The organism is Nonomuraea sp. NPDC004186 (assembly GCF_053603495.1).
Genome location: NZ_JBSGFQ010000035.1, coordinates 38,599 through 64,985, shown reverse-complemented (window position 1 = coordinate 64,985; position 26,387 = coordinate 38,599). Strand labels below are relative to the sequence as shown.

The 26,387-nt window shown below is 72.8% G+C and carries 23 protein-coding genes; 10 read left to right on the top strand and 13 right to left on the bottom strand.

The features are described 5' to 3' along the window. Positions 1-19: 19 nt before the first annotated feature. Together ACWEPL_RS27225 and ACWEPL_RS27220 are read right to left on the bottom strand one after the other, a co-directional pair. Complete coding sequence (locus ACWEPL_RS27225; RefSeq protein ID WP_363968714.1) at positions 20-334, bottom strand: hypothetical protein; 315 nt, start codon at positions 332-334, stop codon at positions 20-22. 44 nt (positions 335-378) lie between these two features. Beyond that, the gene (locus tag ACWEPL_RS27220) at positions 379-1,524 is read right to left on the bottom strand and encodes an AMP-binding protein (protein WP_452437825.1); all 1,146 of its coding nucleotides are present in this window, start codon (positions 1,522-1,524) and stop codon (positions 379-381) included. Positions 1,525-1,605: 81 nt separating this feature from the next. Here ACWEPL_RS27220 and ACWEPL_RS27215 point away from each other — a divergent pair, with 81 nt between their 5' ends. Further along, positions 1,606-2,499 (top strand): o-succinylbenzoate synthase, encoded by an 894-nt coding sequence (locus tag ACWEPL_RS27215; RefSeq protein ID WP_397368501.1) that lies wholly within the window; start codon positions 1,606-1,608, stop codon positions 2,497-2,499. Next, positions 2,496-4,157, top strand: coding sequence for a 2-succinyl-5-enolpyruvyl-6-hydroxy-3-cyclohexene-1-carboxylic-acid synthase (gene menD / locus ACWEPL_RS27210; RefSeq protein WP_452437824.1), 1,662 nt, complete (start codon positions 2,496-2,498; stop codon positions 4,155-4,157). The genes ACWEPL_RS27215 and menD overlap by 4 nt, the downstream gene beginning before the upstream one ends. Here the strand turns inward: menD and ACWEPL_RS27205 are convergent. Together ACWEPL_RS27205 and ACWEPL_RS27200 are read right to left on the bottom strand one after the other, a co-directional pair. Further along, the gene (locus tag ACWEPL_RS27205) at positions 4,154-5,047 is read right to left on the bottom strand and encodes a 5'-3' exonuclease (RefSeq protein WP_452437847.1); all 894 of its coding nucleotides are present in this window, start codon (positions 5,045-5,047) and stop codon (positions 4,154-4,156) included. The genes menD and ACWEPL_RS27205 overlap by 4 nt on opposite strands. Next, complete coding sequence (locus ACWEPL_RS27200; RefSeq protein WP_363968707.1) at positions 5,047-6,318, bottom strand: PP2C family protein-serine/threonine phosphatase; 1,272 nt, start codon at positions 6,316-6,318, stop codon at positions 5,047-5,049. The genes ACWEPL_RS27205 and ACWEPL_RS27200 overlap by 1 nt, the downstream gene beginning before the upstream one ends. 133 nt (positions 6,319-6,451) lie before the next feature. Here ACWEPL_RS27200 and ACWEPL_RS27195 point away from each other — a divergent pair, with 133 nt between their 5' ends. The 3 genes from ACWEPL_RS27195 to ACWEPL_RS27185 are packed head-to-tail and all read left to right on the top strand — an operon-like array spanning position 6,452 to position 8,787. Continuing rightward, positions 6,452-7,561 (top strand): M24 family metallopeptidase, encoded by a 1,110-nt coding sequence (locus ACWEPL_RS27195; protein ID WP_452437823.1) that lies wholly within the window; start codon positions 6,452-6,454, stop codon positions 7,559-7,561. A 6-nt stretch (positions 7,562-7,567) separates the two neighbouring features. Beyond that, on the top strand, positions 7,568-8,329 hold the full coding sequence (locus ACWEPL_RS27190) for a protein phosphatase 2C domain-containing protein (protein WP_452437822.1): 762 nt from the start codon (positions 7,568-7,570) through the stop codon (positions 8,327-8,329). A 59-nt stretch (positions 8,330-8,388) separates the two neighbouring features. Then, entirely contained in the window at positions 8,389-8,787 is a 399-nt protein-coding gene (locus tag ACWEPL_RS27185; protein ID WP_452437821.1) for an ATP-binding protein, read from the top strand. Here ACWEPL_RS27185 and ACWEPL_RS27180 read toward each other — a convergent pair. From ACWEPL_RS27180 to ACWEPL_RS27170, 3 genes are all read right to left on the bottom strand, one after another. Next, positions 8,780-9,244 (bottom strand): hypothetical protein, encoded by a 465-nt coding sequence (locus tag ACWEPL_RS27180; protein WP_452437820.1) that lies wholly within the window; start codon positions 9,242-9,244, stop codon positions 8,780-8,782. The genes ACWEPL_RS27185 and ACWEPL_RS27180 overlap by 8 nt on opposite strands. A 5-nt stretch (positions 9,245-9,249) precedes the next feature. After that, positions 9,250-9,831: an RNA polymerase sigma factor gene (locus ACWEPL_RS27175; RefSeq protein WP_363968697.1), complete on the bottom strand. Its 582-nt coding sequence runs from the start codon at positions 9,829-9,831 to the stop codon at positions 9,250-9,252. 73 nt (positions 9,832-9,904) lie between these two features. Beyond that, positions 9,905-11,242: a S8/S53 family peptidase gene (locus ACWEPL_RS27170; RefSeq protein WP_452437819.1), complete on the bottom strand. Its 1,338-nt coding sequence runs from the start codon at positions 11,240-11,242 to the stop codon at positions 9,905-9,907. Positions 11,243-11,323: 81 nt separating this feature from the next. Between ACWEPL_RS27170 and ACWEPL_RS27165 the strand changes: the two genes are divergently transcribed. From ACWEPL_RS27165 to ACWEPL_RS27150, 4 genes are all read left to right on the top strand, one after another. Further along, the gene (locus ACWEPL_RS27165) at positions 11,324-13,945 is read left to right on the top strand and encodes a CHAT domain-containing protein (RefSeq protein ID WP_452437818.1); all 2,622 of its coding nucleotides are present in this window, start codon (positions 11,324-11,326) and stop codon (positions 13,943-13,945) included. A gap of 110 nt (positions 13,946-14,055) precedes the next feature. Further along, positions 14,056-14,907 carry a terpene synthase family protein gene (locus ACWEPL_RS27160; RefSeq protein ID WP_452437817.1) on the top strand — a complete coding sequence of 284 codons (852 nt, stop codon included), beginning with the start codon at positions 14,056-14,058 and terminating at the stop codon, positions 14,905-14,907. Between the two features lie 273 nt (positions 14,908-15,180). Beyond that, positions 15,181-15,774, top strand: coding sequence for a GTP-binding protein (locus tag ACWEPL_RS27155; RefSeq protein WP_350734616.1), 594 nt, complete (start codon positions 15,181-15,183; stop codon positions 15,772-15,774). Between the two features lie 24 nt (positions 15,775-15,798). Then, complete coding sequence (locus ACWEPL_RS27150) at positions 15,799-16,269, top strand: Lrp/AsnC family transcriptional regulator (protein ID WP_350734614.1); 471 nt, start codon at positions 15,799-15,801, stop codon at positions 16,267-16,269. 48 nt (positions 16,270-16,317) lie between these two features. On the opposite strand, the gene ACWEPL_RS27145 is transcribed toward ACWEPL_RS27150, so the two are convergent. Genes ACWEPL_RS27145 through ACWEPL_RS27120 form a run of 6 tightly spaced genes read right to left on the bottom strand, consistent with a single transcriptional unit; the run spans position 16,318 to position 22,958 of the window. Then, entirely contained in the window at positions 16,318-17,304 is a 987-nt protein-coding gene (locus tag ACWEPL_RS27145; protein WP_452437816.1) for an N-acetylglucosamine kinase, read from the bottom strand. After that, positions 17,304-18,563, bottom strand: a complete 1,260-nt coding sequence (locus ACWEPL_RS27140) for a 6-phospho-beta-glucosidase (RefSeq protein WP_452437815.1) — start codon at positions 18,561-18,563, stop codon at positions 17,304-17,306. The genes ACWEPL_RS27145 and ACWEPL_RS27140 overlap by 1 nt, the downstream gene beginning before the upstream one ends. Then, on the bottom strand, positions 18,560-19,462 hold the full coding sequence (locus ACWEPL_RS27135; RefSeq protein WP_355198914.1) for a carbohydrate ABC transporter permease: 903 nt from the start codon (positions 19,460-19,462) through the stop codon (positions 18,560-18,562). Before ACWEPL_RS27135 ends, ACWEPL_RS27140 begins: the two co-directional genes overlap by 4 nt. Continuing rightward, on the bottom strand, positions 19,459-20,388 hold the full coding sequence (locus ACWEPL_RS27130) for a carbohydrate ABC transporter permease (protein ID WP_350734607.1): 930 nt from the start codon (positions 20,386-20,388) through the stop codon (positions 19,459-19,461). The genes ACWEPL_RS27135 and ACWEPL_RS27130 overlap by 4 nt, the downstream gene beginning before the upstream one ends. A gap of 1 nt (position 20,389) precedes the next feature. Then, the gene (locus ACWEPL_RS27125) at positions 20,390-21,736 is read right to left on the bottom strand and encodes an ABC transporter substrate-binding protein (RefSeq protein ID WP_452437814.1); all 1,347 of its coding nucleotides are present in this window, start codon (positions 21,734-21,736) and stop codon (positions 20,390-20,392) included. A 25-nt stretch (positions 21,737-21,761) separates the two neighbouring features. Beyond that, positions 21,762-22,958 carry an ROK family transcriptional regulator gene (locus ACWEPL_RS27120; protein WP_397368441.1) on the bottom strand — a complete coding sequence of 399 codons (1,197 nt, stop codon included), beginning with the start codon at positions 22,956-22,958 and terminating at the stop codon, positions 21,762-21,764. Positions 22,959-23,285: 327 nt separating this feature from the next. Between ACWEPL_RS27120 and ACWEPL_RS27115 the strand changes: the two genes are divergently transcribed. Further along, a complete protein-coding gene (locus tag ACWEPL_RS27115) occupies positions 23,286-25,565 on the top strand; it encodes a HelD family protein (RefSeq protein WP_452437813.1) in 2,280 nt (759 codons plus the stop codon). Positions 25,566-26,387: the final 822 nt, after the last annotated feature.

The following is a 26,387-nucleotide window of genomic DNA, read 5'->3' as shown; positions in this document are numbered from 1 at the left end:
ACCGCCCCTCCCGTCAGTCCTATTCCCGGATCTTGATCTCCCCGGCCGACACCTCAGGCATGGGCATCGGCTGGGCGTCCTGCAGACGCTGGTCCGTCCAGTAGTCGACGACCGCGTCGGGGTCCGGGTTGACATCGCGGGAGACCACGATGCCGCCGTCGCTGGTCGTGGGCGTCGGGCTCGAAGTCGGCGGTGCCTTCTCCACCACGGCTCGGGTCTCCTTCGCGACCTGGTCGAGCTTGCCCGCCGAGGCGGCCGCCGCGACTGAGGCGCCTCCGACGACGATGACGCCGACGACGGCCGCGGATGCCCACATCTTGCGGGTCTGATCCATGAAGGCTCCCTCCCTCTCCCCAACTAAGACGCAGCCGCAACTCATCAGGTTCCTGCCCGGAGCCGGACGAAGTCGGTCTTCCCGTTCGGCAACAGCGGCAGCTGGGGCACCAGGCGCAGGCTGCGCGGGGCGGCATGAGGGGGAAGCCTATCGCGGCAGAACGCCCTCAATTGAGGAAGCGTGAGTGGCGTGTCGGGATTGGCGGGCACCACGATGGCGGTGACCAGTTCGCCCCACTCGGCGTCAGGCGTGCCGATCACGGCCACATCGGCCACCTCCGGGTGGGTGCCGAGCACCTGGGCCACGGCGGCGGCCACCACCTTCTCTCCGCCGGTGTTGATCACGTCGTCGGCCCGGCCCAGCACGCGCAGCCGGCCGCCGGCCATTTCGCCCAGGTCGGAGGTGCGGAACCAGTCGCCGTCGAACGGGTCGGCGGCGCCGAAGCGGTAGCCGGAGAACAGCACCGCGCCGGCGATCCTGATCAGCCCGTCCTCACCGATCTTGACCTCCACGTTGTGAAGGGGCCGGCCGTCGTAGACGCAGCCGCCGCACGTCTCGCTCATCCCGTACGTCGTCACGATCCGGGCGCCGAGGCCCCGGGCCCGCTCCAGCAGCCCCGGCCGGGGCGCGGCGCCGCCGAGCAGGATCGTGCGGAACACCGACAGGTCCGCCCCCAGCTCGACCAGCCGGTGCAGCTGGGTGGGGACGAGGGAGACGTGGTCGGCCCCCGAGCCGAGCACCTCGTGCGGGTCGAACCGGGCGTGGATGATCGGCTCGCTGTCCGACAGCAGGGCGCGTACCAGGACCTGGAGGCCGGCGATGTGGGAGACGGGCAGGCAGCACAGCCAGCGCTCCCCCTTGGAGGCCGCCACGTGGCGCAGGGAGGCGGCGGCCGAGGCGCGCAGGGCGGTGGCCGAGAGCATCACGCCCTTGGGGGCGCCGGTGCTGCCGCTGGTGGCGATCACGACCGCCACGTCGGAGGGGACGCCCTCGCCGTCGCTCTGGAGCGCGCCGTCGGCGTGCGTGGGGCGCAGCGCGGCCAGGGCGGCCTCGGACTGGCCCGGCGCCAGGGGGAGCACGGCGGGGCCCTCGCCGCTCAGCGCGTCGCGGATCGCCGCGTACAGGGCGGGTCCGGGAGGCTGCACAATGGCATGCAGCGGACGGTCCGGATGCGACGGGTTCCTCCACATGCTCGTAAGGTTAGTGGCGACAGGTCGGACAGAGGCGCAGGGAGGGTCGTGACGCGTTCTCCCGTGGTCTTCCGCATCCCCATGCGCACCCGGTTCCGTGGACAGACCGTCAGGGAAGGCGTGCTGCTGCACGGTCCCGCCGGGTGGGGGGAGTTCTCCCCGTTCCCCGAGTACGGCCCGCGCGAGTGCGCCCGCTGGCTGGCGTGCGCCCGCGAGGCGGCCTTCGAGGGATGGCCGGAGCCGGTGCGCGACAGCGTCCCCGTCAACGCGACCGTGCCCGCCGTGGGGCCCGAGCAGGCCCATGACATCGTCCGGCGCTCGGGCTGCGGCACGGCCAAGGTCAAGGTGGCCGAGCGGGGCCAGACCTTCGACGACGACGTGGCCAGGGTGGAGGCCGTACGCGACGCGCTCGGGCCGGGCGGCCGGCTGCGGATCGACGCCAACGGCGCGTGGGACGTGGACGAGGCGGTGCGGCGGCTGAAGCGGCTCGACCGGTTCGACCTGGAATACGCGGAGCAGCCGTGCGCCACGCTGGAGGAGCTGGCGGCGGTGCGGCGGGCCTGCGACGTGCCGATCGCGGCCGACGAGTCCATCCGCAGGGCGGAGGACCCTCTCCGGGTGCGGGCGGCCGAGGCTGCCGACATCGCGGTGGTCAAGGTGCAGCCGCTCGGCGGGGTGCGCGAGGCGCTCAAGGTGGTGGAGGCGTGCGGGCTGCCCGCCGTGGTCTCCAGCGCCGTGGAGACGTCCGTCGGGCTGGCCGCGGGGCTGGCGCTGGCGGCGGCGCTGCCGGCGTTGCCGTACGCGTGCGGGCTGGGCACGATGGCGTTGCTGGCGGGCGACGTCGTGGACGACTCCCTGGTGCCGGTGGAGGGATCTCTGACGGTACGGCGCCCCCCGGTGGATTTTCAGCATTTGTCGGCTTTTGAGATTGAATCTCCCCAGTGGCTTCGCCGGATGCAGGAGGCGTCACTTTGAACCCCGCTACCGCACTGGCCACAGTCCTGGTCGACGAGCTGGTGCGCTGCGGCCTCACCGACGTGGTGCTGGCCCCCGGCTCGCGCTCCGCCCCGCTGGCACTGGCGCTGCACGCCGAGTCGCGGGTGCGCCTGCACGTGCGCATCGACGAGCGGTCGGCGTCGTACCTGGCGCTGGGGCTGGCCAAGCGCGGCGAGCGGCCGGTGGCGCTGATCTGCTCGTCCGGCACCGCCGTCGCGAACTTCCACCCCGCCGTGATCGAGGCGAGCGAGTCGGGCGTGCCGCTGCTGCTGCTGACCGCCGACCGGCCGCCCGAGCTGCGCGGCACGGGCGCCAACCAGACGATCGACCAGATCAAGCTGTTCGGCTCGTCGACCCGCTGGTTCGCCGAGGTGGGGGTGCCGGAGGACCGTCCCGGGCAGGTCGCCTACTGGCGCTCGCTGGCCTGCCGCGCCTACCAGCGCGCGTCGGGCCCGTCCGACCCCGGTCCCGTGCACCTCAACCTGGCCTTCAGGGAGCCGCTGATCCCCGACGGTGACACCGCCTGGTGCGAGCCGCTCGACGGCGGCGGCAACGGCCCGTGGGTGCGCGCCAGGGTCGCGCCCCCGCCCGTCGCCCTGCACATCGCGCCGACCAGGCGCGGCGTGCTGGTGGTCGGCGACGGCGCGGCCAACGTGCGCCGGTACGTGGCGGCGGCGGGTATGGCGGGCTGGCCGGTGCTCTCGGAGCCCAACGGCGGCGGCCGCTACGGCGACCACGCGATCTCCACCTACCACTACCTGCTGGGCATGCCGGAGTTCGCGGACACCCACCGGCCCGACGTGATCGTGACGCTGGGGCGGCCGGGGCTGTCGAGGCCGCTGCTGTCGTGGCTGAAGCGGGCCGGCGAGCACATCGTGGTGGCGCCCGACCTGGGCCGCTGGCCCGACCCCACCCGCTCGGCCACGCAGGTGGCGCAGGCCGTGGAGATCCCGGTGGCGGCCGGCGACGACTCGTGGCTGCACGCCTGGCGGCAGGCGGACGCGGTGGTCAGGTCGGCCACGGACGCGGTGCTGGACGCCTCGGGCACGAGCGAGCCGCGCCTGGCCAGGGACCTGGTGGACGCGCTGCCCAACGGCGCGCTGCTGTTCTGCGGCTCCTCGATGCCGATCCGCGACCTTGACCAGGCGATGCGGCCGCGGCGGGGCATCAGGCTGATGGCCAGCAGGGGCGCCTCCGGCATCGACGGCGTGGTGTCCGCGGCGATGGGGGCGGCGCTGGCGCACAACGGCCCCTCCTACGCGCTGATCGGCGACCTGTCGTTCCTGCACGACCAGAACGGGCTGATCCTCGGGCCCCGCGAGCCCCGGCCCGACCTGTGCTTCGTGGTCGTCAACAACGACGGGGGCGGGATCTTCTCGCTGCTGCCCCAGGCGGCGGTGCGCGACCCGTTCGAGCGGGTGTTCGGCACGCCGCACGGGGTGGACCTCGCCTACGTGGCGGCGGCCACGCGGACGCCGTACACGCTGGTGGAGGACATCTCCGACCTTTCCAAGGCGATGCGCGGCGAGGGACCGCGCATCGTCGAGGTGCGCACCGACCGCGAGCAGAACGTCATCATGCACGCCCGCCTGCGCGAGGCCGCGCAGGAGGCCGTCCGTTCCTACCTGGAGAGCTAGCGGCTCAGCACGTCGAGCAGGCGGTTGAGCGGGCCGTCGATGCCGTGGCGGTCGGCGAGGGCCACGAGGGCCTCGGGGTCGCGCGGCTTGGCCGGCAGGGTGAGGTCGGCGTCGGGCAGCGGCGCGTCGGGGGCCACCTTGACGACGGCGGGGGCGGCGCTCAGGTAGTCGCGGGCGGCGCCCAGCTTGGTGCGGGCGCCCGCGGGGAAGCCGTCGGTGACGCCCGCGTCGAGGGCCTGGAGCAGCGCGTCGAGCGAGCCGAAGCGGGTGATGAGGGCGGCGGCGGTCTTCTCGCCGACGCCGGACACGCCGGGCAGGCCGTCGCTGGGGTCGCCGCGCAGAGTGGCGAAGTCGGCGTAGGCGCGCCCGGGGATGCCGTACTTGGCGGTGACGAACGCCTCGTCCACGATCTGCAGGTTGCGGATGCCGCGGGCGGTGTAGAGCACGCGTACGGGACGGGCGTCATCGACGAGCTGGAACAGGTCGCGGTCGCCGGTCACGATGTCCACGGCGCCCGGGGCCCGGTGGGTGAGGGTGCCGATGACGTCGTCGGCCTCGTAGCCGGCCGACTCCAGGCGGGCGATGCCGAGCGCGTCGAGCACGTCCTGGATGACGGCGATCTGCGGGACGAGCGCCTCGGGGACCTCCTCGGTGTCGCCGTGGGCGACGCGGTGGGCCTTGTACGTCGGGATCGCCTGGACGCGGAAGGCGGGCCGCCAGTCGGCGTCCATCGTGGCCGCGAGCTCGGTGGGGGAGTGCTGGCGGACAAGGGTGGCGATCATGTCGATGAGTCCGCGCACGGCGTTGACCGGAGAGCCGTCCGGGCCCTTGATCGACTCCGGTATGCCGAAGAAGGCGCGGAAGTAGAGCGACGGGGTGTCGAGAAGCATCAGCACGGGTCTATGGTCGCACTCTTGACGAGCGGTTCCGTGCTCTGTGCCGGTATGGAGACCGCCAGCAGGCAGGCGTCGTCCTCGGGGTTCGGGCCGCCGATGTCGGCCAGGAGGTGGTCGAGCCCGGCGTCCAGGTCGCGGGCGGGCACGTCGCGGGCGGCGGCCAGGACCAGGTCGAGGCCGACGTCGATGTCGCGGGTGCGCCTCTCGACCAGCCCGTCGGTGAACAGTAGCAGCAGGTCCCCGGGCAGCAGCCGGGTGGTGGCCAGCTCGTACGGGCGGCCCGAGGCGGCGCCGAGCAGCACGCCGCGCGGCTGGTCGAGCTGGCGGGCGACGCCGTCGCGCACGAGGATGGGCGCCAGGTTGCCCGCCTGGCCCCAGGCGAACACCCGGGTCTCCGGATCCAGGTGGCCGATGATCGCGGTGGCGGTGGTCTCCTTGAGCTGGTGCATGGCGAGGTCGTTCAGCCAGGCGAGCAGCCGGTGGGCGGGCTGGCCGGTCATGGCCAGGCCGACGAGGGCGTGGCGGAGCTGGGCCATGTGGGCGATGGCGGGCAGGCCGTGGCCGGAGACGTCGCCGATGGCCAGCAGCAGCCGTCCGTCGGGGGCGGGCGCGGCCTCGAACCAGTCGCCGCCCAGGCTCGCGGTCTTCTCGGCGGGCACGTAACGGACCGCGATGGTGGCGTACGGCAGGTCGAGGCATCCGGGGTGCTCGGGGAGGATGGCCTCGCGCAGGGCGAGCATGACGTGGAGCTCCTCGGCGGCCTGCTCGCGGGCCTCGAGGAGCTGGCGGCGCGACTCCGACATCAGGCGCTCGGCGCGGCGGCGGCCGGTGATGTCCTGGATGACGCCGTGCAGGCCGATGGGGCCGCCGGGGGCCATGAGGGGTTCGAGGACGACGCGCAGGTCGCGCAGCTCGCCGCGGCGGCGGATGCGGAACTCGGCCTGGACCGGCTCGACGCTCTCGACGGCCGACCACAGGAGCCGGTCGAGCGTGCCCATGTCCGCCTGCTCGACGTGCTTGGCCAGGTCGGGCAGGGCGATCGGGCCGTCGGCCGGGTCGCGGCCGAAGATCAGGTAGACCTGGTCTGACCAGATCGTCTCGCCGCTGTGCATGTGCCATTCCGCCCAGCCCATGTTGCCGAGCCGCTGGGCGTGCGCCAGCCGTACGGCGAGCATCTCGGCGTCGTTCTCGGAGCCCGGGTGGTCAGTGTGGCCTTTGTTGCTCTTGTGGCCGAGCGGCTCGGCCGCGCCTGCGACGTCGACCATGGTCCCACTTTCAAAGATGGACAATTGACCCTACACTACGTGATCAATCTTGAACGGAGTGTAGCGGGCCCTTGCTGTGTTGTGAGAGCTTTTCGCGGATTTTAGGCGGCGCGGTCCGAGTAGATTATGGGCTGTGACGTCCTCAGATCTGTATCCCGTGTCCCGTCTCACCGCCGTCCAGGAGGCCACCGCCAAGGCCGGTCTCGACGCCCTTTTGCTGACGCCCGGCCCCGACTTGCGCTATGTGAGCGGATACGAGGCCAAGCCGCTGGAGCGGCTGACGTGTCTCGTGGTGCCCGCCTCCGGCGAGCCGTACATGATGGTGCCCCGGCTGGAGCTGCCCGCGGCGCAGGCGTCGCCCGCCTCGCGGCTGGGGCTGGAGTTCGTGGCGTGGGACGAGACCGACGACCCGTACGCCATCGCGGCGGCGCGGCTGGGCCACGTCGAGAAGGTGGGCCTGGCCGACCGGATGTGGGCCATGTCGTCGCTGCGCTTCCGCGAGGTGCTGCCGGGCGCGGAGCAGGTGCTGGCCGGGACCGTGCTGCGTGAGCTGCGCATGCGCAAGTCGGCCGCCGAGGTGGCGGCGCTGCGCGAGGCGGGGGAGGCGATCGACGCGGTGCACCGGCGGGTGCCGGAGTTCCTGCGCGCCGGGCGCACCGAGCGCGAGGTGGGCCGGGACATCGCGGAGGCGATCCTGGCGACGGGCCACGCGACCGTCGACTTCGTCATCGTCGCCTCCGGGCCCAACGGGGCCAGCCCCCACCACGACGTCTCCGACCGGGTGATCCAGGCCGGCGAGCCGGTCGTGGTGGACATCGGCGGGCAGCTGCACAACGGCTACTGCTCCGACTCGACGCGCACGTACAGCGTCGGGGAGCCGCCCGCGGACTTCGCCGCGTACTACGAGGTGCTGCGGCGGGCCCAGGACGCGGCCTGCGCGGCGGTGCGGCCGGGCGTCTCCTGCGAGTCGATCGACGCCGCCGCCCGCGACATCATCGCCGAGGCGGGATACGGCGACTACTTCATCCACCGCACCGGTCACGGCATCGGGATCGAGACGCACGAGGAGCCGTACATCGTCTCCGGCAACGGCGAGCCGATGGAGGCCGGCTTCGCGTTCTCCGTGGAGCCCGGGATCTACCTGCCCGGCAGCCACGGGGCGCGGATCGAGGACATCGTGGTCTGCACCGACACGGGCGCCGAGCGGCTCAACAACACCCCGCGCGACCTCGTCATCGTGTAGGAGGCCGTGTTCGCGGAGGTCGCCTGCGCCAGCAGGCCCGGGTCCGGGCGGCCCAACGAGGACCTGGTGATCGCGGGGCCGTCGTGGATCGTCGTGCTCGACGGGGCGACGGCCCTTCCCGGGGTCGCCGGAGGGTGCGCGCACGACGTGCCGTGGCTGGTGCGGCGGCTCGGGGACGCGCTGGCGGCGGGGCTGAGCGCCGATCATGACTCGCCGCTGGCGGAGATCCTGGAGGCGGCCATCGGGACGACGATGGCCGCCCACTCCGGCACCTGTGACCTGGACGATCCCGACTCGCCGTCCTCGACGGTGGCCATGGTGCGGACCGGCCGGAACGGGGTCGAATATCTCGTGCTGGGCGATTCGCCCGTCGTCTTCTCGCTGGCGGACGGCGGCGTCCGGGTGGTGAGCGACGACCGGGTCGAGGGCCTGCCGGGCGGGCGGCCGTACACGGTGGAGCTGGTGCGGCGGATGCGCAACGCGCCCGGCGGGTTCTGGGTGGCCGGCAGCCGCCCGGAGGCGGCCCGGCAGGGGCTGTGCGGCGTCGTGGCCGACGCGCGCGGCGTGGGCGCGCTCACCGACGGGGTGTCGCGGCTCGTCGACTGGTACGGGTGGAGCTGGCGCGACCTCGTGGCGGCGCTGGACGGGCAGGGGCCCGAAGCGGTGATCGCGGCGGTCAGGGAGCTGGAGCGGGACCGTGGGCCCGTGTACGGGAAACGGCACGACGACGCCACCGCCGCCTGGACCCGGGTCGACGCCCGGCCCTGAGGTGTATCAGGGCCCGCCTCCCGCCCTCTGGGAATGCGAGGGCGGCGGAGGGAGTGCTCATGTTCGTCGGCAGGACAGCGGAGCTCGCCCTGCTGGGCGCGGAACTGCGCGCGGCGGACGGGGGATCCGCCCGGAGAGCGGTCGTCGAGGGGCCCGAGGGGATCGGCAAGACGGCACTCATCCACCGGCTCGTCGCTTCCGGGGGCGCGCGGGTGCTGGCGGCCAGCGGCGAGGAGAGCGAACGGGAGCTCCACCTCGGCGTCGTGCGCCAGCTCCTGGACGAGGCGGCATATCTGGGGGCGCCCGCGGCGGCGGGGCCGGACCCGTGTGCCGCCGGGCAGGCGCTCTGCGAGACGATCGACGCGCTCCAGGCGCAGGGTCCCCTGGTGGTGCTGGTCGACGACGCGCAGTGGGCGGACGGCCCCTCCTTACGGGCCCTGTCCTCGACGGTCAGATGAGGATCCAGGTGGTCACCACCGGGCCGCCGCAGTCGGGGCTGACCCGCAGCCGCAGCGGGCCGGGCGCGAGCTCGCCCGTGCTGAACCGGCCCAGCTCGTCCGCGCACACCGGCGTGCCACCGTCCCGCCGCTGCACCACGATCTCGGCGGGCGTACCGCCTGACACCCGCCCCACCAGCCGCCGGCCGGTCACCTCCAGCTCCACGACGACCTCCCCGGCGGCGAACGACAGCAGCCGCGCCCGCCCCCCGCCGCGCACCCGGGTGGCCGACAGCTCCTCCCACGAGTCGAACGTCAGCTCGGCCAGCTCCGCGTCCAGGGACCTGAGCGCGTAGGCCAGCATCGCCTCCTCGAACAGCCCCGCCGGGACCGGGTCGAGCCGCTCGGCCGCCGCCCGCAGCCGTTCCTCCAGCTCCAGGTCCCCATCATCCATGGCGTCGTCCATCGCGTCGTCCACGCCGTTCACCCCCTGATGCCGTTCACGCCTCGCCGGTTCATCAGGGCGGCCAGCCGTTTGAGGCAGCGCCCCCTGTTCGGGCCGATGCTGCCGACCGGCATGTCCAGCCCGTCCGCGATCTCCTGGTAACTCGGCCGCGGCTCGGCGATGAGGACGCGCAGCAGCCGCCTGCAGCGCTCCGGCAGCTCCTCGAACGCGCTCCACAGCTCCTGCTCGCGCTCGGCCTGCTCGTTCGCCTCCTCCGCCTCCAGCAGCAGGAACTCGGGCGAGCGATCGTCGGCGTCGAGGCCCATCAGCTCCAGGTCGCCGACCGGCAAGGCCCGGCCGCTGGTGCGCAGGACCCGCAGCGCCTCGTGCCTGGCGGTGCTGGCCAGCCAGGAGCCGGCCCGCTCGGGCTCCCGGAGCCTGGTCAGGTGCTCGGCGAAGCGGTACCACGTCGTCTGGCACACGTCCTGGGCGTCGGAGTCGTTCACGAGGTAGCCTCGCGCCACGGCCCACACCAGCCCGCTGTAGCGCTGGTAGAGCTCCTTCCACGCCCCGGCGTCGCCGTCCGCGGCAGCCGCGACCAGGGTTGCGGTGTCGTCCACTGCGGCGGCTCCCTATATCTGGGCGGGAAGCCCAATATATTTCGCATACCGCCGCCGGGCGGGTAACTCGCCATCATCGGAGGAAACCGCTCAGATCCGGTACGGCCAGCCGCCCCGCGAGAAGCTGCGCCGCGGCCACCCGCGCCGACACCTGCTCCTGCGCCATGCGGGCCGCGATCATCCCGGCCACGATCGGCGTGGCGAACGACGTGCCGCTCCAGGCCGCCAGACCGGTGAAAGTGGCCTTGTCGCCCTCCTGCAGCGTGGCCATGCAGGTGCAGCCGGGATAGTGGGCCGGGTCGGCGAAGCGGCAGGTGGTGCGGTGCGGGTAGCCGTACTGGTAGGGGCCGGAGGTGAAGGCGTTGACCAGGCGCTCGCCCGGCGCGTACACCGTCACCCAGTCGCCGTGGTTGCTGAAGCAGGCCCGGCCGAGCCCGTCCTCGCGCAGCGCGCCCACCGACAGCACCACGTCGCCGGAGGAGTTGACCGGCTCCGTGGCGAACGCGGCCGGCCAGAACGGCAGCGTCTCGCCGTCGTTGCCGGCCGCGGCCACCAGGAGCGTGCCGGGGTGGGCGGCCAGCTCGTCCACGAAGTCGGCCAGGCCGAGCAGTGCGCTCGCGTCGGCGGTCCTGGTGCCGGCCGACAGGGAGACGATGTCCGGCCAGCCGTGCTCGTCCAGGATGTGCAGCAGGGTCTGGCCCAGCTCGTCCTCCAGGGCGGCGCCCGCGTACGGGAAGGCGTTGTAGACGCGCACGTCGGCGGCGGGCGCCACGCAGCGCAGCACGCCGGCGATGAACGTGCCGTGGCCCACGTACGGCTTGATCAGGCCGTCGGGGTCGAGCTCGTCGCCCGGGGCGGTGACGTCGCCGTCCACCTTGGGGATGTTCGGGATGCCCGAGCTCTCGGCCAGCCACTGGTGGTCGAGGTAGTCGTGGACGAGGCCGGTGTCGAGGACGGCGACGCTCACCCCCGCGCCCCGGTCGCGGCCGGACAGGGGCGGGTTGAGCGGCCCGGCGCTCGGGACCGGCTCGTCGCCGGGGCACAGGTTGACGCCCGCGACGGTGACGAAGTGGACCAGGCTCGACGCGATGTCCTCGCGGGCCAGGTGCTCGACGGTCCGGTGCAGGTTCCTGGAGCCGACGGAGAGCCGGCGCATGGAGGTCCGGCCGACGGTCCTGGCCCCGGCCACGCGGACCGTGTCGGGGCCCGGCTGCAGGCGCTGGACGGTCGCGGCGGCCCGGCCCGCGTCGGCGTCGCGCACCAGGACGTGCCCGGCGAGGTGGGCGAACCGCGGCTGCACCGCGGATCCCGGCGCGGCCCCTTCGGGGCCCGCGACCGCGCGCATGCCGTCCGGCAGCGCCGCGTTGAGTATCTCCAGCTGCTCCCAGAACCGGCTGTCCGATGGGGTCATTCTTTGTGTCCCTCCCTGCGATGTACGTATGTAGGAGCCATCACCGGAGCCGCTGATACAGCAGGGGTCTACGATCGTTCCGTGTCCCGGGAAGATCCGCATGACCTGCTGGCCATGGTCTTCGCGAGACCCCGGGAGGCCCTGGCGGCAGCCAGGGCGCTGCTGGCCGACGGGAGGGGCCCGTACGAGTCCTCGATCGCCAGGCAGGCGCTCGGGATCCTGCACCGTGAGTTCGGCGACCTCGAGGCGGCCATCGGGGAGCTGCGCCATGCCGTGCGCCTGGCGCGGCGCTCCGGCTCGGCCGACCGCGAGACCGACGTGCTGGCCACGCTGGGCATCGCGCTGCTGCAGTCAGGACGTACGCGGGCGGGCCTGTCGGCGCTCGACCAGGCCGCCACCCGGGCGGACGGCACGACGCGGGCGCGGGTGCTGTTCCGCCGCGCGGGCGCCCGGTGGATCCTGGGCCGGCACGGGCCGGCCCTCGACGACCTGCGGGACGCGGTGCCGGCCCTGCTGGCGGCGCGCGACACCGTGTGGGCGGCGCGGGCGCTGACCCTGCGCGGGCACGTCCAGCTCGCCCTGGGCGCCGTCCAGGCCGCAGACGCGGACTTCCGCACGGCGCAGGACATGCTGGGCCCCACCCGGCAGGAGCACGACTCGGCGGTGGCCGTGCAGAACCGGGGGGTGGCGGCGTTCCGCACGGGCGATCTGCCCGCGGCGCTCGCCCTGCTGGACGAGGCGGAGCGGAGCTTCCACTCACTCGGCACGCCGATGTTCGACCTGGTCGGCGACCGGTGCGCGGTCCTGCTGGCCGCCGGGCTGGCCCGGGACGCGCTGGAGCACGCGGACGGAGGGCTGCGGCTGCTGGCCCGGCTGCGCGGCCAGGCGACCCGGCGTGCCGAGCTGCTGCTCATCGCCGCCCGCGCCGCCCTCCAGGGCGGCGACCCGGCCACCGCCGGCGAACGGGCGGGGGAGGCCCGGCGGCTGTTCGCCCGCCAGCACCGCGCGTGGTGGTCCGAGCACGCCCGCCTGATCGTCCTCCAGGCCGAGCACGCCACCCCGGACGTCCCGGCGCGGCGGACCGCGCTGGGTGAGGCCCGGCGGCTCGCCGCGCGGCTGGCCGGGCTGGGGTCACCGGAGGTGTGGCAGGCCCACCTGGTGGCGGGACGGATCGCGCTCGCCCTGGGCGAACCGGGCGTGGCCGAGCGGCACCTCGCCAGGGCCGCCGACGTCCGGCACAAGGGGCCCGCCACGTCCCGGGCGGGCGGCTGGCTGGCCGAGGCGCTCCGGGCGGAGGCGGCCGGGGAGCCGCGCCGCCTGCTGCACGCCTGCCGGGCCGGTCTGGCGCTCATCGAGGAGCACCGGCTCACGTTCGGCTCGTCCGAGCTGCACGCGCTGGCCACCGCCCAGGGCGCGGAGCTGGTCACGCTCGCCCAGCGGCACCTGCTGCGCGAAGGTCGGCCCCGCCGGCTCCTGGCCTGGACGGAGCGGTGGCGGGCCACCTCGCTCGCCGTGCCCGCCGTGAGCCCGCCCGAGGACGGCGAGCTCCTGGCCCGGCTCGCCGCCCTGCGGCAGGCCGAGCACCTGCTGGCCCAGGCCCGCCAGGACGGCGCCGCCTCGGCAGCGGCCCTGGAGCGCGACCGCAGCCGCCTGGAATCCCGCGTACGCTCCGCCACGCTCCATGCCAAGGGGCAATCGAGCGGCGGGCGCGAGCGCCGCGACGACGATCGGACCGGGCGGCTCCTGGACGCCCTCGGCGGGGGCCGGCTGGCGGAGCTGGTCGCCGTGGACGGCACGCTGCACGTCCTGCTCTGCGGCGGCGGGACCGTGCGCCGCCACACCGCCGGGCCCATGGAGCGGGCCGTCGCGGAGGTCGAGTTCGCCCGCTCCAGGCTGCGCCGCCTGGCCTACGAACGCGACCCCGACCAGGGTGAGCTCCACGACCTGGGCGCCCGGCTGGAGCGTGCGGTGCTCGGCCCGGTGGCGGGCCTGCTCGGCGAGGAGGGGCCGCTGGTCGTGGTGCCCCCCAGCACCCTGCACACCACCCCCTGGGGCCTGCTGCCGTCCCTGCGCCGCCGGCCCTTCACCGTCGCCCCCTCCGCCGGGGCGTGGCTGCGCGCCAGGTCGGCGCCGCGCCCCGACGGCGGCCGCATCGTCCTCGTCCGCGGCCCGGGTGTCGCCCACGCCGACCGCGAGGTACGCGAGATCGCCGGCCTGTACGCCCAGGCCGACCGTGACGTGCGCTGGGACGTGCCCTGGGACGTGTCCCTCCTCGAGGCGGGGCGGTCCACCGCGCCCGCGGTGCTGGCGGCCATCGACGGCAGCCTGCTCGCCCACCTGGCCGCGCACGGCACGTTCAGGGCCGACAGCCCGCTGTTCTCCTCGCTCCACCTCGACGACGGCCCCTTGACCGGCTACGACCTCGAACGCCTGCGCCGCGCCCCCCACCACCTGGTCCTGTCCAGCTGCGACTCCGGCCAGATGGCGGCCGTCGGCGCCGACGAGCTGCTGGGCCTGGCCACCGCCCTGCTCCGCCTCGGCACCGCCGGGATCGTCGCCAGCGTCGTCCCCGTGAACGACGAGACCGCCGTGCCCGTCATGCTCGGCCTGCACGACGGCCTGCGCCGCGGGCTCGGCCTGGCCGAGGCGCTCTGCCGGGCCAGGGGCGACGACGTGTCGTTCATCGCCATCGGGGCAGGCTGATCGGGCCATTGATGGGAAGCGCGCGATCATGAAACAATTCCCTAACAGATGGATATCGGGGTTTGGGGGACGGTCGCCCATGATCCGCGAGCTGATCGAGCGGCCCTAGGATGCCGGACGACGAGCTGGACGAGGCGTTCGAGCTCGGCAGGACGTGCGCGCTGGCCGCCGAATGCGGCAGGGACCTGCGGCGCTGCGCCCAGATGTACAGCGGGCTGTTCCCCGTGGCGGCCTTCGGCGCGGAGTTCTACGCCGCCCTGACCCTGTCCACGGCCTTCAGCGCCCCCTGGGCCAGCGCCGAGCACCTGAAGGTGGCCAACCGGGCCGCCCTGTGGGTCCTGGCCGTGGACCGTCTCGTGGACCACACCGCCACCACCCGCGAGCAGGTCGACCGGCTGATCCGCGAATGCCTGTCGGTCGCCGACGGCGCCGTGCCCCGCTCGGCGGCGACCCGGTTCCTGGCCGACCTGCGGGACGAGCTGGGCACCGTCAAGGAGTTCGACGACCTGCGGTGGATCTGGCGCGACCAGCTCGCCGAGACGCTGACCGGCATGGGCAGGGCGTGGGTGTGGCGGGACACGCGGGCCGTCCTGACGCTGGAGCGCTTCCTCGACAACGCCGACAGCCGCGGCTCGTGCTTCGTGGACGTCTCGCACTGGATCTACACCGCCGACGACTGGGCCAGGACCCATCTGGACGACCTGCGGGCGGTCAGCAGGCAGGTCCAGCGCTACCTGCACCTGCTCGGCGACGTGGCCTCCTACCGCAGGGACATGAGCTGGGGCGACCTGAACGTCCTGGCCCTCGGCGTCAGCCGCGCCGAGGTCACCGGGGCGATGGCCGCCCTGGCCCGCGAGGCCGCCGGGCTCATCGAGCCGGTACGGGCCGGCAGCCCCCGCACCGCCGCCTACCTGCGCAGACAGATCGGGTTCAACGCAGGTTTCGTCGGTATTTCGGGCTGAGGACCGGTCCGTTAAAGTGCTTGTCGGATTACCTGACACATTGGCTTGACACTTTGACCGTCAGATCCGCGAATAAGGGCGCGTCGCACGACAAACCGTGACATTTTGATTCTTGTAAAAGATTGCGGCTTGAGTGGAAAATGTGGCGTTGCTAGGGTGTCTGGATGCCAGGCATGTGGAGCGACCTTCTCAATGCACCTTGACAGGTACCACTGACCACGGCACCTCAGGGGCGGGGTTGTGCATGCGCGGGAGAGGTACAGGCGGTGCTGGATGGAATTCGGTCGCTCTGACCGTTGGCGGCTGCCGACAGCGATCAAGATCCTGATCGCGGGTGGTTTCGGTGCGGGCAAGACCACCATGGTCGGCGCCGTGTCCGAAACCCGGCCATTGCGTACGGAAGAGGCGCTCACCCAGGTAGGGACCCACGTCGACGACCTGTCGGGCGTCGAGAGGAAGCTCACCACCACCGTGGCCATGGATTTCGGCCGCATCACCATCGCCAACGACTACATGCTCTACCTGTTCGGGACGCCCGGCCAGGAGCGGTTCTGGTTCGTGTGGGACGAGCTGGCCATGGGCGCCCTCGGCGCCGTCGTGCTGGCCGACACCCGCCGCCTCGACGACTGCTTCCCGGCCGTCGACTACTTCGAGAAGCGCGAGCAGCCGTTCATCGTGGCGCTCAACTGCTTCGAGGGCTCGAGGCCGTTCACGGTCGGCGAGGTGCGCTCGGCGATCGGCCTGGAGCCGGACATCCCCATCGTGCGCTGCGACGCCCGCAAGAAGGACTCGGGCCGGGAAGTGCTCATCACGCTCGTCGAGCACGCGATGCGCATGGGGGCCTCGCCCGTCGGGACCATGTCGTGACCATGACCGGCTAACCTTTTGGCGATGGAGGAGATCGACCGCCGGATCGTCACGCTGCTCGCCCGCGACGGCCGCATGAGCTTCACCGACCTGGCCAGGGAGACCGGGCTCTCGGTCTCGGCGGTGCACCAGCGCGTACGCCGCCTGGAAAAGCGCGGGGTCGTGCGCGGATACGCCGCGATCATCGACCATGAGGCGGTCGGGCTGCCGCTGACCGCGTTCGTGTCGATCAAGCCGATCGACCCGGCCGCGCCCGACGACGCCCCCGAGCGGCTGGCCCACCTGACAGCCATCGAGGCGTGCCACAGCGTGGCGGGCGACGAGAGCTACATCCTCAAGGTCCGGGTGGGCTCGCCGACGGCGCTGGAGGACCTGCTGCAGCAGATCCGCGCCTCGGCCAACGTCTCGACCCGCACCACGGTCGTGCTGAGCACCCCGTACGAGCATCGGGCCCCCGAGGTGGCCGGCGAGCTCCCCGCCGGCCCGGACGCCTGACCACCCGCCCCGGAGCGGCCGCCGGGGTGCTCAACCACCCTTGAGCGCTCAGCCCCGGCCAGGCGGCTCGTAGCGGGCGCGCAGGCGGGCCTTGGCGCTCTCCGCCGCCCCGAGGTGCTCAAGGCCGAGCAGCCCCGCGCCCACGATCGGGGGCACGTCGGCCAGCACCGGCTTCGCCCGCGGCGTCCGTACCGCGAAGGAGGAGTCCAGCAGCGACGTCAGCAGCGGATCCCGGGCCGTCAGCAGGCCCCCGCCCAGCACCACCTCGGTCGGCGTCTCCAGCAGGCCGAGGCGGCGCAGGCACACCTCCGCCATCACCGTCACCTCCTCCGCCTGCCGCTCCACCAGCGACCGGGCCACCGCGTCCCCGTCCCCGGCCGCCGCGAGCACGCCCGGCGACAGCTCGTGCAGGCGTTCCTCGCTCAGCCGGCCCAAGTGCACCTCCAGCACGAGCTCCTCGACCGTCGCCGTGCCGAAGTAGGACGTGATCAGCCCGGTCAGCGCGGTCGGCAGGCCGCGCCCGTCTTCGGCGCGGACCGCGTGCCACAGCGCCTCCTCCGCCAGGCCCTGGCCGCCGCCCCAGTCGCCGCTGATCCGCCCGAGAGCGGGGAAGCGGGCCACCGCGCCCGCGGGGGAGACGCCGACCGCGTTGATGCCGGCCCCGCACACCACCGCCACCCCCCACGCGGCCGACGCCCCGGCCCGCAGGAGCGCGAACGTGTCGTTGCGCACCGCCACGTCCCGGCCGAACCCCCTGGCCGCGAACTCCCGCGCCAGCGCCTCCTCCTCGACCGGCAGGTCCGCCCCCGCCAGGCAGGCCGACACGTGGTCGAACCCGCCCTCAGGCCCGCCCTCAGGCCCCAGGGCGGCGAGCGCGTCCCGGACCACGCCCACCGCCGCCGCCACCCCGTCGCGCTGCGGCGCGAACGGCCCCGAGCGGCCCGTGGCGAGCACCTCGCCGTGCTCGGAGATCACCGCCACGTCGGTCTTGCTGTTGCCGCCGTCCACCGCCAGCACGAGCCGCGGGCGCCCCACTAGCCCACCGCCCACGGCAGATGCGCGCGGTTCGCATCGAGGAGCAGGCCCGTCAGCTCCTCGGCGATCTCGTCCTGCCCGACCAGCGGATGGGCGAGCAGGGCGTCCCGCACCCGGTCCGCGTCGCCGTGCAGCGCCGCGTCCAGGGCCAGGCGCTCGTACGCGGACACGTGCGCGATCAGCCCGGCGTACAGCGGCTCGACCGGCGGCACCGGCAGCGGCACCGCGCCCCGGGCCCCGACGGCCGCGGGCACCTCGATCACCGCCGCGTCGTCGAGGAACGGCAGCGTGCCGCCGTTCCGGACGTTCACCACCTGAGTGTCCCCCCGGTCCCCGAGCAGCGAGGCGATCAGCGCCACCGCCGCCTCCGAGTAGAACGCCCCGCCGCGCTCCGACAGCAGCTCCGGCTTGGTCACCACGGCCGGGTCGGCGTACATCTCCAGCAGCCGCCGCTCCAGCGCCGCCACCTCGGCCGCCCGCGACGGCTTGGCGCGCTGCTCGCGCACCACGGCGTCGTGCGCGTAGAAGTAGCGCAGGTAGTAGGAGGGGACCGAGCGCAGCCGCTCCAGCAGCTCCGGCCGCAGCCCGAGGCTGTCGGCGATCTCCTGCCCGTGCGAGCGCAGGATGGCCGGCAGGACGTCCTCGCCGTCCAGGTGGACGGACCGCTCCCAGGTCAGGTGGTTCAGCCCGACGTGCCCGAGCGAGACCCGCGAGGGCTCCACCCCCAGCCACCCGGCGAAGCTGCGCTGGAAGCCGATCGCCACGTTGCACAGCCCGATCGCCCGGTGCCCGGCGTCCAGGAGGGCCCGGGTGACGATGCCGACGGGGTTCGTGAAGTCCACGATCCACGCCTGCGGCGCCAGCGCGCGTACCACCGAGGCGATCTCCAGCACGACCGGCACCGTGCGCAGCGCCTTGGCCAGCCCGCCCGCGCCCGTCGTCTCCTGCCCCACGCACCCGCAGCGCAGCGGCAGCGTCTCGTCCACCTCCCGAGCCGCCTGCCCGCCCACCCTGAGCTGGAACAGCACCACCTGCGCCCCCGCGACCCCCTCCTCCACCGAGGAGGTGGCCAGCACGCGCGCCGGGTGCCCCGCGTGCGCCAGCATCCGCCGCGACACGCCCGCCACCAGCTCCAGGCGCGCGGCGTCGGGGTCTATCAGTGCGATCTCCGTCACCGGCAGCTCGTCGCGCAACCGCGCGAAGCCGTCGACCAGCTCAGGCGTATATGTCGAGCCGCCCCCGACCACGGCCAGTTTCAACCCTTCACTCCCGTCAAAGTCACGCCCTCGATGAACACTCGCTGGGCGAAGAAGAACACGATGATCACCGGTGCGGTCACCAGCAGCGTGGCGGCCATGGTGAGGTTCCACTGCACGCTGTGGAACGCCTTGAACGTGGCCAGGCCGAGCGACAGCGTCAGGTGGTCCTGTTCGACGCCGGCGTACAGCAGCGGCCCGTAGTAGTCGTTCCAGCAGTAGAAGAACTGGAACAGGGCGACCGCCGCGATGGCCGGGCGGGCCATCGGCAGGACCACCCTGACGAGGGTCGTGAAGTCGGAGCAGCCGTCCACCTTGGCCGCGTCGGTGTAGTCGCGCGGGATCGTGACCAGGAACTGCCGCAGCAGGAAGATCGAGAACGCGTCCCCGAGCAGCATCGGCAGGATCAGCGGCCACAGGCTGTCCGTCAGCCCCAGCCGCGCCCACACCAGGTAGATCGGCACCGCGATGACCTGCGGCGGCAGCATCATCGCGGTGATCACCAGCAGGAACGCCAGCCGCCGCCCGCGAAAGCGGAACTTGGCCAGCGCGTACGCCACCGGCACCGACGACACCACCGTGAACACCGTCCCGAGCACCGCGTACATGAGCGTGTTGGCCGCCCACCGCAGCAGCATCGACTTCTCGAACACCACGGCGAAGTTGTCCCAGTTCCAGCTGTGCGGCCACAGGTCGCTGGTCAGCGCCTGCTGGTCGGTCATCAGCGCGGTCAGCGCGATGAACACCACCGGCGCCAGGAACATCAGCGCCAGCGCGACGGCCAGCGCGTGCGTGGCGATCCACACCAGCACCCGCCGCCTGCGGGCCCGGACGCCGTCCCGCCGGGCGTGCGCGGCCACCGGACGGGGCGCGGTGCCCGGGTCGGCGATCGTGGCACTCATGACGCCTCCTCGGCCTTGCGGAACTGCCGCAGCAGGATCAGCGTGAAGATCATCGAGGTGGCGAACAGGAGCAGCGCGAGCACGCACGCGTACCCCATGGAGTAGTCGCGGAAGCCGACCTGGAACAGCCACTGCGGCAGCGTCAGCAGCGATTCGTCCGGATAGCCGGGCGAGAACGAGCTGCCCGGCGAGTCCGTCTCGCCCGAGGCCACCCGCGAGGCGATCATCGCCTGCGTGAAGTACTGCAGGGCGTAGATGACGTTCGTGACCAGGGAGAACATCAGCACGGGCGCGATCGCGGGCAGCGTCACGCTGCGGAACTGCCGCCACGCTCCCGCCCCGTCGATGGCCGCGGCCTCGTACAGGTGCCTGGGCACGTCCAGCAGCGCCGCCATGAAGATCACGACGAGCTGGCCGCAGCTCCACAGCGACAGCAGCGTCAGGCTCGGCTTCGACCAGGCCGGATCGCCGAACCAGTCGGGCCCCCGGACCCCGAACAGCGCCAGGAACTGGTTCCACGGCCCGGTCGCCGGGTTCATCAGGAAGACGAACGTGATCGTGCCGGCCGCCAGCGGCACCAGTGACGGCAGGTAGAAGATCGTGCGGAACAGCCCGACGCCGGCCTTGAGCCGCACCACGAGCTGCGCCAGCGCCAGCGAGCACAGCACGGTCGCCGGCACCATGATGAGCACCAGCCACAGCGTGTTCTTCGCCGAGGTCAGCACCCTGGGGTCCTCGAACAGGTAGCGGTAGTTGTCCAGGCCGGCGAACTCGAGGGTGTACATGTCGTAGCGGTGGAAGGAGAAGTACACCGTGGACAGCAGCGGGTAGACGAAGAAGATCGACACCCCGGCGATCCACGGCGACAGCCACACGAGGGCCCGCAGGCCCTCGCGGCGCCGCCACACGTCAGCGAGCGCGGCCACCTCAGCCCCCGGACAGCTTCAGCTTGTCGTCGATCTGCTTGTCCACGCCTTTCAGCCCGGCGTCCAGATCGGGTACGCCGCCCTTCTCCCACTTGGTCATGAAGGTGCCCATGACCTCCTGGTTGAAGACGCTGTTCACGCTGGCGGGGATGGTCGAGGTCTTCGGGTGGGCGAAGATGTTCAGGAACGTCGTGAAATTGGCGTCCTTGGCCAGCTCGGGTGACTCCATCGACGCCTTCGTCGTCGGCACGTTGCGCAGCGCGTTCGACAACGTCACCAGCGAGGCGGTGTCCGTGGTGAGGTGCTTGACCAGCTCCCACGCCTGCTGCGGATGCTTGGCGCCCTTCGGCACGCCGATCACGGTGCCCGCGGTGAACCCGCTGCCGTACAGGTCGGGCCGGTCGTCGGCGACGGGCAGGGGAGCGGTGCCGTAGTCGAGGTCCTTCGCCTCGTTGGCGATCATGGCGTTACGCCACTCGCCGTCCAGGACCATGGCCACCTTGCCCTGGTAGAACGGGTGCTTGGCGCTCCACTCGTCGCCCAGGCTCTTGCGGAACTTCTCCAGGTTGGCGTAGCCGTACCAGTCGACGAGCTCCTTCTGCCAGGTCAGCAGCCGCTTCCAGGCTGGGTCGGAGCCGATGGCCGAGGTGCCGTCGTCGTTGTACCACTTGGCGCCCACCATGGGGGCCAGGTGGGTGGGGCTGTTCTCGTAGTACTGGACACTCGGGATGAACCCGGCCACCTTGATCGTGCCGTCGGCGTCGCGCACGGTGAGCTTCTTGGCCAGCGCGGTCAGCTCGCTCAGCGTCTTGGGCGGCTGGCTGCCCTTCATCAGCGTCTTGTTGTAGTAGAGCCCGTACGCGTCCGCCAGCAGCGGCAGCGTGCACTGCTTGCCCTCGAAGCCCGAGTACGAGCGCGCCACCTCGGGCAGCACCGACAGGTCGATCCCGTCCTGCTTGATCACCGGGGTGAGATCCTGGAACGCTCCCGACTTGCACCATTGGGCCACGGTGTCGGTGGTGAACGAGGCCGCCACGTCGGGCGCCTTCCCGCCCCGGATGGCCTGGGTGATCTGGTCGTCCTGCACGTTCTTGACGGCCTTGACGGTGATCTGCGGGAATTTCTTGTTGAAACCCGCGATGGCCTCCTCGAACGCCTTGACCTCGGCGTCCGTGTTGAACCCGTGCCACAGCTCCAGCGTGGCCGCCGGGAGCGCCTGCGAGGCCGAGCCCGAAGGTTTGGGCTGGGCGCCGAGCGACGGCCCTGCCTGTTTGTTCGCGGTGCACCCGCTCAGAGTGCAGGCGGTCAGCGCGAGAGCCGCGGCGACCGACAGAGGGACGAAGCGCACGGGGGGTGCCTCCTGCCATGGTGGATCATGTCGGAACGGTTGAGCTGAAAACCTCTTCGCGTACGGTGGCAAGAGCCAGATCGAGGGCGCCGGCGAGGACGGGGTTGCCCTCGACGCTCGACAGCCGGACCCGGGGCTGCGGGATGGTGAGCGCGTGCAGCTCGTGTTCGACCAGCTCGCGCAGGGTCTCGCCGCCCGACAGCACGACGCCGCCGGTCAGCACGATCAGCCCGGGGTCCACGACGGACGTGATCGCGGCCAGGCCCACGGCCAGCCGGGCGGCGATGTCGCGCAGCCCCGCCCTGGCGTCGTCGGCCTTCTGGCCCTTCCCCTCGGCCGCCCGCACGGCGTTGGCGACCGCGTGCGGGAAGTCGCCGCCGCGCACGCCGTACGAGCGCAGCAGCTTCAGCACCGCCGGGCCGCCGGTGAGCGCCTGGTAGCCGTGGTTGGCGTAGCGCCCCGCCTCGCGGGCCGTCGGCGCGCCCGGGGTCGGCATGTAGCCCACCTCGCCCGCGCCGCCCGTGGCGCCCCGGTGTATCCGGCCGCCCAGCACGATGGCCGAGCCGATGCCCTCGTCGGCCCACAGCAGCACGAAGTCCTGATGGCCCTGGGCCGCCCCGTGCGCCTGCTCGGCCACCGCGACCAGGTTGACGTTGTTCTCCACGTCCACCGGCACGCCCAGGCCCGCGCTGAGGGTCGGCACCAGGTCGGGGAGCTGCCAGCCGGGCACGTCCTTGGCGGCCGCGTACCCCAGCCTGCCGGTGGACGGGTCGATCGCGGCCTGCACGCCGATCACGACCCGGCGCAGCTTGTCCGGCGGGCTCGCGCCCTCCAGGGCCGCGTTCAGGCGGTCCACCAGCTCGCCGGGGGGCCGGCGCGGGGTCGGGAGCGTGTGCTCGCCGACGATCGTGCCGGTGATGTCGGCCACCTTGGCCTCGATCCGGTCGGGCGTGACGTCCAGCGCGGCCACGTACGCCGCCGCCGGGTTGATCCGGTAGACCTCCGCCGTACGCCCCGGCAGGCCCTCCCTGATGCCGTCGAGCACCACCAGCCCGGCCTCCTGCAGCCGGGCGAGGAGCTGGGACGCCGTCGGCTTGGACAGCCCGGTGAGGGTGCCGATCTCGGGGCGGGTCAGCGGACCGCGTTCGAGGAGTGCCTGCAGGGCGGCGCGATCATTGATGGCACGTAGCAGACTGGGGGTCCCCGGTACCGGACCGCTCACGGATGGACTCCTTGCGAGTTAGGAAACTTTCCTAACTCGGAACATAGGGAGTCCGGCCCCGTGGGTCAAGAGCCGGATGCAGGTGAAACCAAGCCGTAACAAGGAAAGAGATCGGAGAGAGAAAGCAAGTGGGAGTGCCTCAACAGGCGTGCTAATGTCGTCGTTTGTCGTAACAACAAGCAGAATGGCCCGGAGTGTCTCATTAACCACAATAACGGTCAGGCGGCAACTCGTCAAACAGAGCTCGCCAGGGAGCAGGCATACGTCACCCGACTCTACGACCGCCTCGACGAGCTGCGCGAGCGTACCCAGCGGCAGCTCAAGGAGGTGCTGGCCACGGGCGCCGTCGGCACGATGCAGAACAGGTCGGAGCGCGACACGTTCGCCGAGATGTACGCCTCCAGGCTCGCCCGGCTCTGGGCGGTCGAGCGCGGCCTGATTTTCGGTCGCCTCGATCATGTCGACGAGGGCCGGCTGTACATCGGCAAGCTCGGCATGACCGACGACGAGCAGGTACGCCTGCTCATCGACTGGCGCGCGCCGGTCGCGCAGCCGTTCTACCGTGCCACCCCGGCCGCTCCCATGGGCCTGACCAGGCGCCGCCACCTGCAGACCAAGGGCCGCGCCGTGATCGGCGTCGACGACGACCTGCTCGACCTCGACTCGCTCACCGACGACGACCGCGCCACGCTCAACGGCGAGGCGGCCCTGCTGGCCGCGCTCGACGAGCGGCGCACCGGCCGCATGCGCGACATCGTGGCGACCATCCAGGGCGAGCAGGACCGCGTCATCCGCAGCGACCTGAACGGCGTGCTGGTCGTCCAGGGCGGGCCCGGCACCGGCAAGACGGTCGTCGCGCTGCACCGCGCCGCGTACCTGCTCTACACCCACCGCGAACGGCTCGAGCGGCGCGGCGTGCTCATCCTCGGGCCCAACCTCACCTTCCTGCGCTACATCGAGCAGGTGCTGCCCTCGCTCGGCGAGACCGACGTGCTGCTGTCCACGGTCGGGGAGCTGTACCCGGGCGTGACCGCCACCGCCAGGGAGCGGCCCGAGGTGGCCGCGCTCAAGGGCGACGCGCGCATGGCCGAGGTGATCGCCAAGGCCGTACGCGACCGGCAGCGGGTGCCGCGCAAGCCCGTCGAGCTCACCATCGGGCGCATCACGCTCACCATCGACCGTTCCATGCTCGACGGCGCGCGCAACAAGGCCACCCGCTCCCGCCGGCCGCACAACCAGGCGCGCGCGGTGTTCGTCCGGTCGCTGCTGAACGCCCTGGCCAGGCAGCAGGCCCGCAAGATCGGCAAGGGGCTCATCGACGACGACGAGCTGGCCGACCTGCGTGAGGAGCTGCGTACCGAGCCGGTGGTCAAGTCCGCGCTCAACCGGCTGTGGCCGTACCTGACGCCGCAGCGGCTGCTGCTCGGCCTGTACGGCTCCCCGGAGCGCCTCGGCTACGCCGCCTCCGAGCTGAGCCCGCAGGAACGCGCACTGCTGCGGCGCGACGGCGGGGAGTGGACCGAGTCGGACGTCCCGCTGCTGGACGAGGCCGCCGAGCTGCTCGGCGAGATCGACGAGCAGGTGCTGCGGGCCAGCGCGATGCAGGCCGAGGAGGAGCTGGCCGCCGCCAGGCAGGCCGAGGAGAGCGAGCGCGAGGCCGAGCTCGCCTACGCGCGCGAGGTCCTGGAGCTGACCGGGCTGTCCGACGTCATGGAGGCCGAGCGCCTGGCCGAGCGCCAGCGCGGCCAGGGCTCCTACCTCACCACCGCCGAGCGCGCGGCGGCCGACCGCACCTGGGCCTACGGGCACGTGATCGTGGACGAGGCGCAGGAGCTGTCGCACATGGCGTGGCGGGCGGTCATGCGGCGGTGCCCGACGCGGTCGATGACGATCGTCGGGGACATCGCGCAGACCGGGTCGGCGGCCGGGGCGCGGTCGTGGGAGGAGGTCCTCGACCCGTACGTGGCCGGGCGGTGGCGTCAGGAGAGGCTCACCGTCAACTACCGCACGCCGGTGGAGCTGATGGCGGTGGCCGCCCGGGTGCTGGCCACCATCGACCCCGCCCTTCAGGCGCCCACGTCCGTGCGCGAGCTCGGCGTGGAGCCGTGGTCGGCGCCGCTGCCGGCGCTGGCGGAGCTGGTCAAGGCCGAGGTGGGGGAGGGCGGCAAGGTCGCGGTGGTGGTGCCGGACGCGCTGCTGGAGTCGCTGGGCGCGGAGGTGGCCGCCACGGTGACGGGCGCGGTGGTGGTGACGCCCGGCCCGGGCCGCACCGGGAACCCGGGATCCGGGGCGGGACGCGCGGCGGCGCGGTCCGGCACGGACCCGGCCGGGGCGGTGGCGACGGGCGTGGAGCGGGCCGGGGCGGCGGCGGCCCTCGACGCGCCGGTGGCCGTGATGGGGGTGGCGGACGCGAAGGGGCTGGAGTTCGACTCGGTGATCGTGGCCGAGCCCGACCTCATCGCCGCCCAGTCGCCACGGGGTCCGAGCGACCTGTATGTTGCTCTCACCCGCGCCACGCAAAGGCTCGGAGTGGTGCACGAGCGGCCGCTGTCGCAGGCTCTGAGGGGCTTGCCGAGCCGCTCCCAGGCGTCCGCTAATGACCTTTGACCGGCTTACGCCCCCATGTCCTACCTGCGAAAACTTGATGTTTCTGCTGATCGGGACACGGTTGACATCTGAGGTGGAGTCGGTAGTTTGCTGCGCAGTCCAGCACGGGACTTGGCCGGTTGGCCGTCTCTGACATCGTCGGATCCTGCGTCCGTGACGGAGTGTGACTCCGTCCACACAGCCAGGTGCAGGGCCGTCGGTCCGTCGAGTCGGGGCACCCCAACCGGGCGGGGGGTTGGACCCGGGACGGGTCCGGGAGCCCAGTAGACAACGGAATTCCGAGCTCGCCGCCGACGAGACGGGTCCGGTCCGAAGGGTTTCCGGGCCCTCTTCCCGCTCTCGTGCGCAGGACCGACATGTGCGCCGGGTGGTCCCGTAGGTCGCGGGATCACCCTGCCGCCTCCCGGCGTGAAACGCCGATTCTTTCGATCTTCCGGTGCTGCGCTGGCTTCGACCGCCCCTGTGGGGCGGTAGCGTTTTCGCAAGCAGGCGTGCGATTCGGCGGAGGAGACCCCGGAGTGGTTCAGGAGAGAACGAGCCTACCGCCCACCCCCGGGCGTGAGCCGGCTCGCGCCGACGCCCCGGACGCGGCTCTCACGGACGCAGCCCTCGCGGACGCGACGCTCGCCGACGCAGCTCTCACGGACGCGGCGCCTGCGGCCGGACCCGAGCCCACGCCACCGCCCACCGCCGCCCCTGCCAGCGAGGGCTCGCCCGAAGAGGCACCTTCGCCTGACACCGCATCACCCACCGCCTCCGCTCCCGACCCCGCTACGCCATCCGACGCCGACGCCGCGCCTGCGCTCGACGCCGCACCCGCGT